Annotated in this window: 9 protein-coding genes; all 9 read right to left on the reverse strand. The window is 69.4% G+C overall.

Features of this window, described 5'->3' with window-relative positions:
* Positions 1–57 precede the first annotated feature (57 nt).
* Positions 58–1,143, reverse strand: coding sequence for an ABC transporter permease (locus tag ACK5KK_RS08630; RefSeq protein ID WP_416889681.1), 1,086 nt, complete (start codon positions 1,141–1,143; stop codon positions 58–60).
* A complete protein-coding gene (locus tag ACK5KK_RS08635; protein ID WP_416889682.1) occupies positions 1,140–2,024 on the reverse strand; it encodes an ABC transporter ATP-binding protein in 885 nt (294 codons plus the stop codon). The genes ACK5KK_RS08630 and ACK5KK_RS08635 overlap by 4 nt, the downstream gene beginning before the upstream one ends.
* A 109-nt stretch (positions 2,025–2,133) precedes the next feature.
* A complete protein-coding gene (locus tag ACK5KK_RS08640; RefSeq protein ID WP_416889683.1) occupies positions 2,134–2,811 on the reverse strand; it encodes a response regulator in 678 nt (225 codons plus the stop codon).
* Positions 2,808–4,091: a sensor histidine kinase gene (locus ACK5KK_RS08645; protein ID WP_416889684.1), complete on the reverse strand. Its 1,284-nt coding sequence runs from the start codon at positions 4,089–4,091 to the stop codon at positions 2,808–2,810. Before ACK5KK_RS08645 ends, ACK5KK_RS08640 begins: the two co-directional genes overlap by 4 nt.
* 171 nt (positions 4,092–4,262) lie before the next feature.
* Positions 4,263–4,922: a hypothetical protein gene (locus ACK5KK_RS08650; protein WP_416889685.1), complete on the reverse strand. Its 660-nt coding sequence runs from the start codon at positions 4,920–4,922 to the stop codon at positions 4,263–4,265.
* Between the two features lie 9 nt (positions 4,923–4,931).
* Entirely contained in the window at positions 4,932–5,654 is a 723-nt protein-coding gene (locus tag ACK5KK_RS08655; RefSeq protein ID WP_416889686.1) for a hypothetical protein, read from the reverse strand.
* A 21-nt stretch (positions 5,655–5,675) separates the two neighbouring features.
* The gene (locus ACK5KK_RS08660) at positions 5,676–6,473 is read right to left on the reverse strand and encodes a hypothetical protein (RefSeq protein WP_416889687.1); all 798 of its coding nucleotides are present in this window, start codon (positions 6,471–6,473) and stop codon (positions 5,676–5,678) included.
* Positions 6,474–6,608: 135 nt separating this feature from the next.
* A complete protein-coding gene (locus ACK5KK_RS08665) occupies positions 6,609–7,448 on the reverse strand; it encodes an exodeoxyribonuclease III (RefSeq protein ID WP_416889688.1) in 840 nt (279 codons plus the stop codon).
* A 40-nt stretch (positions 7,449–7,488) separates the two neighbouring features.
* Positions 7,489–8,433 (reverse strand): hypothetical protein, encoded by a 945-nt coding sequence (locus ACK5KK_RS08670; protein WP_416889689.1) that lies wholly within the window; start codon positions 8,431–8,433, stop codon positions 7,489–7,491.
* Positions 8,434–8,586: the final 153 nt, after the last annotated feature.

Consider the following 8,586-nt stretch of genomic DNA (forward strand, 5'->3'; position numbering starts at 1 on the left):
TCGCGAGACACCAGCGCGTGGCGTGCGTCTCGCGACGGAAGTGGTTTCTCCCCCGTGTCAGGCGTGCAGTGCTTCGCGGAGGGTGACCCGTGAACCCATCCGCAGCAGCGAGTTCTCGTAGATCTTCGCGCCGACGATGATCGCGCCCACACAGGTGACGGCCAGGATGCCGAGTGAGACCAGCGGCTCCCACCACTGTGCTTCTCCGAGGAACAGTCGCATCGGCATGCCGACCGGTGCGGAGAAGGGCACGTACGACATGACGGTCAACACGGTCGGGTTGCTGTTGAAGAAGATCACCGCGAAATAGGGGAGCATCACCAGCAGCATGAGCGGCGTCGAGGTCGCACCGAGGTCTTCTTGCCGCGACACCATCGCGGCAGCGCCGGCGTAGAGGGCCGCCAGCAGCACGAATCCGAAGAGGAAGAAGATCGCGAACCAGGCCAGCGGCGCGCCGATTCCGGTCAGCAGCGTGGTCTGGTCGGTGACGGTCAGCCCGACCACCACGATCGCCCCGAGCACCAGGATCTGCCCCATAGCCAGGACTGTGTTCCCGATGACCTTGCCGGCCAGCAGTGCCCGCGCCGGGATGGCCGACAGCAGGAGTTCGATGACACGTGTCTGTTTCTCCTCCACGACCGACTGGGCGATCGTGGTTCCGAACAGCATCGCCGACATGAAGAAGACGAGGCCGAATCCGAGCGCGACGAAGTAACGCAGCAGCGGGTCCGCTGCTGCGGGGTCGAGGACCTCGACGGGCGGCTGCTGCGACAGCGCCAGCACGAGGGGGCCGGGGAAGTCGCTTTCCACCAGCAGGGCGTATCCCAGCGGCGACGACGAGTCGGCGACGACCGCGGCATCCACCTCGCCGGTCAGCACCTGGTCCTCGGCAGCGGTGCGGTCAGCGACCCCGGTGATCTCGAACCCGTCCACCGCGGGAAGAGCGCTTTGCGCGTCGGCGGTGACAGCCAGGTGGGTGACCGGGGTCTCCCGGGCCTGCATCCCGCCCCACACCACGGCGACCAACGCTGCGACGAACAGGAACGCGAACGAGAGGACGAAGGCCTTGCTGCGCAGCTTGGTACCGATCTCGCGTTCGGCGACGAGCACGGCGGACGAGGCGAATGAGGGCGCGGTGTTCATCGGATGACCTCCTTGAAGATCTGCGAAAGAGAGGGATGCTGGGGGGCGAAGCTTGCCACGTCCCCGGCCGAAACGGCGCGACGCAGCACGGCCTGGGCGGTCTGGTCGTTGTCGGTCTCGAACTCGGCGTACCCGCCGTCGAAGTCCAGCACCGTGACACCGGGAACCTCGCGCAACCAGCCTGTGTCACCGGCCGAGATCAACTCGTACCGGCGCTGGGCGTGTTCGGCGCGCAGACCGTCGCGGGTTCCCGCGGCGCGGATCGCACCGTCGGAGATGATCACCAGGTCATCGCACAGCCGCTCGACCACGTCGAGCTGATGCGACGAGAACAGCACCATCGCCCCGGCGGCCGCACGCGTCTGGAGCACCCCGGCCACCGTCTCGACGGCGAGGGGGTCCAAGCCCGAGAACGGCTCATCGAGGATCAGCACGTGCGGGTCGTGGACGAGGGATGCCGCGATCTGCGCCCGCTGCTGGTTGCCCAGAGACAGGGCCTCGACCTTGTCGTTGAGCCGCTCGCCCAGTCCGAGCTCTTCGAGCAGCCCACGGGCGCGGGCGTCGGCATCCGCTTTTGTGAACCCGTGCAGTCGCGCCAGGTAGACGATCTGTTCCAGCACCTTCATCTTCGGATACAGGCCGCGTTCTTCGGGCATGTACCCGAAGCGGCGCCGATCGTCGGCGGTCACGGGGCGGCCGTCGAGGCTGACGGTGCCGCCGTCGTTTGCGAGCAGGCCCAGGATGATCCGCATCGTCGTGGTCTTGCCCGCGCCGTTACCGCCGACGAACCCGGTGAGCCGGCCGGGCTCGACCGTGAACGTGACGTCGTCGAGGACGAGCCGGTCGCCGTAGCGCTTGCTGATCGAGGTGAGTTCGAGCATGGCTCCAGGTTAGGAACCGAGGTGCGCCCAGCGGATCCGCCGTGCGACTGATCTGCCGGCCGCACCGGCCTCCGCCGCGTGGGGGAGTGCCGCCTGGGCGCTCCCGCCGTCAGGTCACGCCGTGGCGGTGGGCGTAGACGACGGCGGCGACACGGTCGCGAGCGCCGAGTTTGGCCAGCAGGTTCGACACGTGGGTCTTCACGGTCGCCTCGCCGATGAACAGCTCCTTGGCGATCTCGCCGTTGCTGTAGGCGCGCGCCAGCAGCCGCAGCACCTCCGTCTCCCGCTCGGTGAGCTCGATGCGGATGCCGTCGTCGGCATCCGCATCGAGCGTCGGCGTGCCGGCGGACTGCGCGGCGCGAGGCTCGGCCGCGAAGCGTTCGATCACCCGGCGGGTCACCTCCGGCGCGAGCAGCGCATCACCGGCGGCGACGGCCCGCACCGCCGAGACCAGCTCTTCCGGTCCGGCGTTCTTCAGCAGAAATCCGCTTGCGCCCGCGCTCAGCGCCTGGAACAGGTAGTCATCGCGGTCGAACGTGGTCACGATCACGACGGATGCCGACACGTCGGCGTCGGCGACGATCCGCCGGGTCGCCTCCAGGCCGTCCATGTCAGGCATCTGCACGTCCATGCAGATCACATCCGGCCGCACCGCGGACACCGCGGCCACCGCTTCGGCGCCGGTCCCGGCCTCGCCCACGACCTCGATGTCGCCGGTGGCCTCAAGGATCATGCGGAACCCCGCCCGCATGACCGAGTGGTCATCGACCAGCATCACCCGGATCATGCCGTCACCGTCTCGTGGGACGCGACCGGAACGCGAGCGCGCACCAGGAAGCCGCCCCGCGGGCGGGGACCGGTCTGCACCGTGCCGCCGGAGGCCGCGGCGCGCTCACGCATGCCGACAAGGCCCAGCCCCGGCCGGCCCGGCATGCCGGAGCGGCCGCTGTTGGTCACCTCCACTTCGACGGCGTCGGCGGTGTAGCGCACACGCACATCGGCCGTCGCGCCCGGCCCGCCATGGCGGCGTGCGTTGGTGAGCGCTTCCTGCGCGATCCGGTACAGGTTGACCTCCACGAGCCGCGGCAGCGCGACCGGTTCGCCGAGCACCTCCAGGGTCGTCGGCATCCCGCTGTCCCTGGCGTGGGCCGCGAGCGCATCGAGATCGTCCAGCCGCACCGTCGAGTCGTCAAGGCTGTCGGCGTCGGGCGTCCGCAACGTGTCGAGCAGGTTGTGCAGGTCGTCGATCGCCGACCGCGCGGACTGCTCGATGCCGGCGAGCGCCTGCCGCGCCCTGCCCGGGTCCCTGTCGAGCACCGTGCGGGCGGCACCGGCCTGGACGCCCATCGCCGATACGTGATGGGCGACGACGTCGTGCAGTTCGCGGGCGATGCGCACCCGATCGAGAGTCACCGCCTGCGCCGCGGTGAGCTCCCGTTCCCGCTCCAGTTCGGCGGTGCGTTCCTCCAGCGCGATGCGCTCGTGCGCCTGCGCGTACGCGCGCTCGCCGAAGTAGTACGCGCCGCCGAAGTAGCCGACGTTGATGAGTAACTGCAGCAGCGCGAAGGCGACGAACGGTGACATCACGCCCGCGCGCGAGAGGCCGTCCGACTCCGGCGTGGCTGCGGTCTGGAACATCACCACGACGAGCCACACGAACATCCCGGCGATCACCGCGACCCGCACGATCGTGGCCCGGCGGCGGTCATCGACCCACGCGCCGACGGTGTAGATCGCGATGAACAGACTGATCTGGGCGACGTACAGTTCTGGAACCCGTGCCGTGACACCGGCGAAGTAGACCACCGAGACGACGATCAGCACGGTGCAGGGGTACCGCCGGCGCACCGTCAACGGGAGGGCGATCGCTGCCGAGTACACCAGCGCCCAACTCAGCGGTGCGGTCTCGTCGCCGTAGATGCCGGCGACCTGCCCGAGCCATCCGCTCAGCATCGCCGCGACCAGCAGGACCGCCGCGAGCCAGATGTCCTCGCGCGACTGAGCGGCGGTCACCGAGCGCTTCTGCGCGGCGGTCGGGTCTTCCGCAGCCGCTGTGGTAGGCGTCATGGTCCCCACGGTATTGCGTGGTCGTCGGGTTCGGCATCCCCCGTCCGACGGACTTCGTGTGATCCGTGGGGGTGGCGCGCTCCCGGTGGAGCATCTGCGCCGCCCCCACGAACTTCCCCTGCGATGCATCCCGTCCCCAGAGACCGTGTATGCGGTTCGCGCACCTCAACTCTATGAGCGGTCGGTGACGCTGTCTGTAGGGAGTTCGGGGGACATCGTGGCCAACGGCGCGTCGTCCACCGCGCTGAGGGTCGCGACACAGCGGTCCCACACCGCGTGCGCGAGCACCGCGTCGATGCCGGTGCGCTCGCCGAGTGCGGCCGGCCCTTCTTCGGCGATCCGCACCACGCTGCCCCACGTCGGCGCCGTCGCCGGCAGCTCGGGCCAGGGCGCCGCAAGCCCCCGGGCCCGTCCGGCCAGTTCGAGCACACCGTTGCCGTACCGCCGCGCCAGGTCGAGCAGGGCGGCCGGGCGGGCGATCGCGAGGTCGCCGATCTGCGCCAGGCCCGCCTCGACGAGCCGCGCGCTCCAGGTCGCCCCCACGCCGCGCAACGCGCGCACCGGAAGCGCGGCGAGCAGTTTCGGCATCGCGAGCGGGGGCACCCTCGTCGGCGACCCGTCGCGGCCCGCACCCGTGGGAGACATGACGACTTCGGCCTGCCAGACGATGTCCTCCAGCGGCGTCGCCTTCTGCCCCTCGGGGACGTGCGCCACGCGGGCGATCACCTCGTCGACCACGAGGATGCCTGCCGCGTCGACCGCCGAGAGGGCGCTGGCCACCCCGATGTCGGCCTCCCGCGCCACCAGAGCCGCGGCTTGTGTGGGCTGCATGTCGTGTCCTCACACCTCGGTGCGGAAGCGGATCTCGACCTCGCCGTACACTTCGGCCCGTTCGGTGGGCGCCGGGTCGGTGCCACCCAGGTTGGTCACCTTGAGCCGGGTCGTCCGGATCGAGTCGAGCACGCCGCCGCGCAGCGGGGAGTCGAACGCCGCGAGCGCGCCGCGGAGCGTGCCCGCCGAGGCGAGCGTCGGGAGGCGCCGAACGGGCCCGGCCGCTGGCGACGGAGCATCCGTCGTCGCGTCGCTGTGCTCGGCCGTGAACGTCACCTTCGCCTTCAGGGTGCCGCCGTCGACGAGCACCCGCGGGATGCCGCGCTCGGCCACCTGCTGCATCGCGCGCAGTTGACGTCGCGCGATGAACAGCCGCACCCCGTCGGAGACGGTCGTCGCGCCGCGCTCGGTGAGGTTTCCGGCCTCGACGTCCGCCCGCGCCAACACGATGTCGAGCTCTGCCAGGTCGTCGTCGTCGGGGGCCGTCGCCCCGGGGGCGATGGTCGTGCCGCCGTTCCCGTCGGGGAACAGCTGCACGAGCATCGCCGTCACCACGTCGCCGGTCACCCCGGTGGCGGCGAACTCCTCCGGCGTCAGGTCCGCGGCCGCGTCGAGCGCCCGCAGACGTTCGGCCTGGCTGGTGTGCGAGGCCACGATGGAGTCCAGCGTCTCGACCAGCAACACGGCCACGAAGTCCGCGAAGCCGAGATCTGCCAGAGCGGTGTCAGGCATGTCGTCGTCCCCTCAACGGCATCAGCCGTTGGGGTTCAACGGCAGATAGTCGGTGTGGAAGTTGATCTTGACGCCGCCGAAGATGTCGACGGTGACGCCGGAGTTCGACCCCGACGACGTCGACGACGTGCTCACCCGCACCGAGTTGTACGACGTGGATGCCGAGGCCTTCACCCACAGCGACACCAGCCCGCCCGACTTGGCCGCGGCGCGGAAGTTGAACTCCGACCGTGACATCGACGCCGAGTTGGCCCGGAAGTAGTCCGACCCGTAGGCGCGGAAGTTCAGCCGCGTTTCGATCGTGCCGTCGTCGACCACGAGCCGCAGCATGCCCTGTTTGACCATCTCGGTCAGCAGCGTGTACTTGTTGGCGGCGATGCGCACGGCGACCGCGTTCAGAATCGCGTCGTAGCGCGGCTGTGTGACGTTGCCGCTCTCGGCGACCTTGTTGTCGCTGGCCACCCCGGCATCGGTCACCTCGAGCGCGTCGTTGAGGGTGGTCACATCGGCCGCGGCCAGTGAGGAGCCCACGGCGAGCTTGGTCGGCGGCGAATCGGCATCGGCGTCGGCCGGGGGCAGCACGGCCGACAGGAACGGCAGCACCTCTTCGGGGCCGATGTCGTCCTTGGTGTCGGCGATGTATGAGCTCAGCGTCTTGCTGGTCTCGCGCAGCAGTTCGATGAACGCTTGCTGCTGCCGGATGTCGGCGGCGATGAGCGCGTCGAAGGTGTCACTGACCAGTTTGGTCGTGAACTCGGGGAATCCGATTTCGTCGAGCCGCGACGCGTAGCCGAGCGCGGCATCTCCTCCGGTGGGCATGGTGAGACCTCCCTTGTGAGGGCCGATGCACCGTGCGTCGGCCTTTCCCCTCAGGAGGCGGGTGGGAGCGCGGTGATACCTCGGCGTCGGCGAGCAGACCCCGGGTCAGAACAGCTCAGGTCAGAACAGCTCAGGTCAGAAGATCATCGGGCGGTCGTCGTCGTCGGGGTCGTCGAGGTCGAGGTCGACGACGACGGGCACATGGTCGCTGGGGGCTTCGCCCTTGCGCTCGTCGCGATGGATGCCGGCACCGGCCACCGCGTCGGCGAACGCCGGGGAGCCGAGCACGAAGTCGATGCGCAGGCCTTCGTTGCGCGGGAAACGCAACTGCTGGTAATCCCAATAGGTGTAGCCGTCGGGCACGAACGGGCGCACCGTGTCGGCCAGGCCGGCAGCCAGCAGGGCCTGGAAAGCCTCTCGCTCGGGCGGGGAGACGTGCGTGGTCGCGCCGGCGACCACGGTCGGGTCGCCGTTGTCGGCGTCGGTGGGGGCGATGTTGAAGTCGCCCGTCAACGCCAGCGCCAGGTCGGGCCGGGCGGCGAGGGCGTCACGCGTGTAGACGCGCAGCGCATCGAGCCACGCGAGCTTGTACGCGTAGTGCGGGTCGCCGAGCGCGCGCCCATTGGGCACGTACAGGCTCCACGCGCGGATGCCGCCGATCGTGGCCCCGATCGCGCGCGCCTCCTGCGGGGCATCCGGCCCGTCGTAGCCCTTCGCGAAGCCGGGCATGCCCGGGAAGCCGATCTCGACGTCCTCGAGCGGCTCCCGGCTGGCGATCGCGACCCCGTTCCACTGGTTCAGTCCGTGGGCTTCGACGTGGTAGCCGGCCTCTTCGAACGGCGCGTACGGGAACTGTTCCGGCTTGCACTTGATCTCCTGCATCAGCAGCACATCGACGCTCTCGCGCACCGCGAACTCGACGGTGCGCGTCACGCGGGCGCGGATGGAGTTGACGTTCCAGGTGGCAAGGCGCATGACCTCTAGCCTATTTCGCCCCGCTGACGTCGGTGGCCGGTTATTGGTGGGTGGGGGCGATGGCGGTGCCGCGGATGACGAGGTTTTGTCCGCGGATGGTGTTGAGGTCGTCGATGGTGAGGAGGGGGGTTTCGTCGCCGGTGTCGAGGTCGTATCGCCAGAGGCCGATGGGGGCGTTCAGGTCGGCGGGGGCGTCGAGGACGTAGAGCCAGTTCTGGGTGAACAGGGGGGTGATCTGTGCGTAGAGCCGGACGTCGCCGCGGGTGGGGAACCGGTCGGTTGTGATCCCGGTGGTGGGGTCGGTGGAGCGAACGATCCCGTCGCCCCCGAACCAGACCAGTCGATCATCCCGCCACGAGTGCGAGTTCATGCTCCACGGTCCGATGACATCATCGGTTGCGTCGGCGAACAGTGGCTGGCCGGCTGGGTCGGTCAAGGGCGTGGTGGTGAACCGGTTGTGGATGGTGTCCCATTGCGCGAGGACCGGGGTGCTCTCGTCCTGGTACCCGAGGTAGTGGATGACCCCGTCGACGCACGGCGCATCCGGGGCGAATCCGGCGAGGGTGACCGGTGTCGTGAGTGCGGCCGGGGGTGCGTCGCGGTCCACGGCGGGGTAGAGCTGTCGCAGGAACAGGCGGGACGGTCCGCCCGGTTCGTCCGAGGGCAGCGCGTGCGGGCCGGTCGCTTCGGAGATCCCGAACACCCGGTCGCCGCACCGCGCCGCGACCCAGTTCATCCCCTCGACCTCGTGGGTGGTCGAGGTGTCACCGGTGATCGCGGTCACCAGTTCGGTGTACGCGCCGTCGTCTTCGAACCCGTCGTTGAACAACGCCACCGTCGTTTCGTCCGGCATCGTGAACTGTGCTTCTTGCCGGTCGGGGTGGGGGTCCGTGGTCGCGTGCAACCGGTCGTTGAGGAGGTACCCGCCGTCGATATCGAAGTACGCCAGGCCGGCGTCGGTCCAGGTCAGGCTGGCGGTGTCCATGCCCGCGGTCGCGATCGTGCGGATGGTCCCGTCGGGGGCGTGTCAGATGGATTGTGTGTGAGGTTCCTCCGATAGATGAGGAGTATGAAGATGATCACTATGACGAAGCACGAGGATCAGAGCGGATCGTTCGGCCCGGGCTCGGCGGTGCCG

Source organism: Microbacterium sp., from assembly GCF_047972865.1.
Taxonomy (GTDB): domain Bacteria; phylum Actinomycetota; class Actinomycetes; order Actinomycetales; family Microbacteriaceae; genus Microbacterium.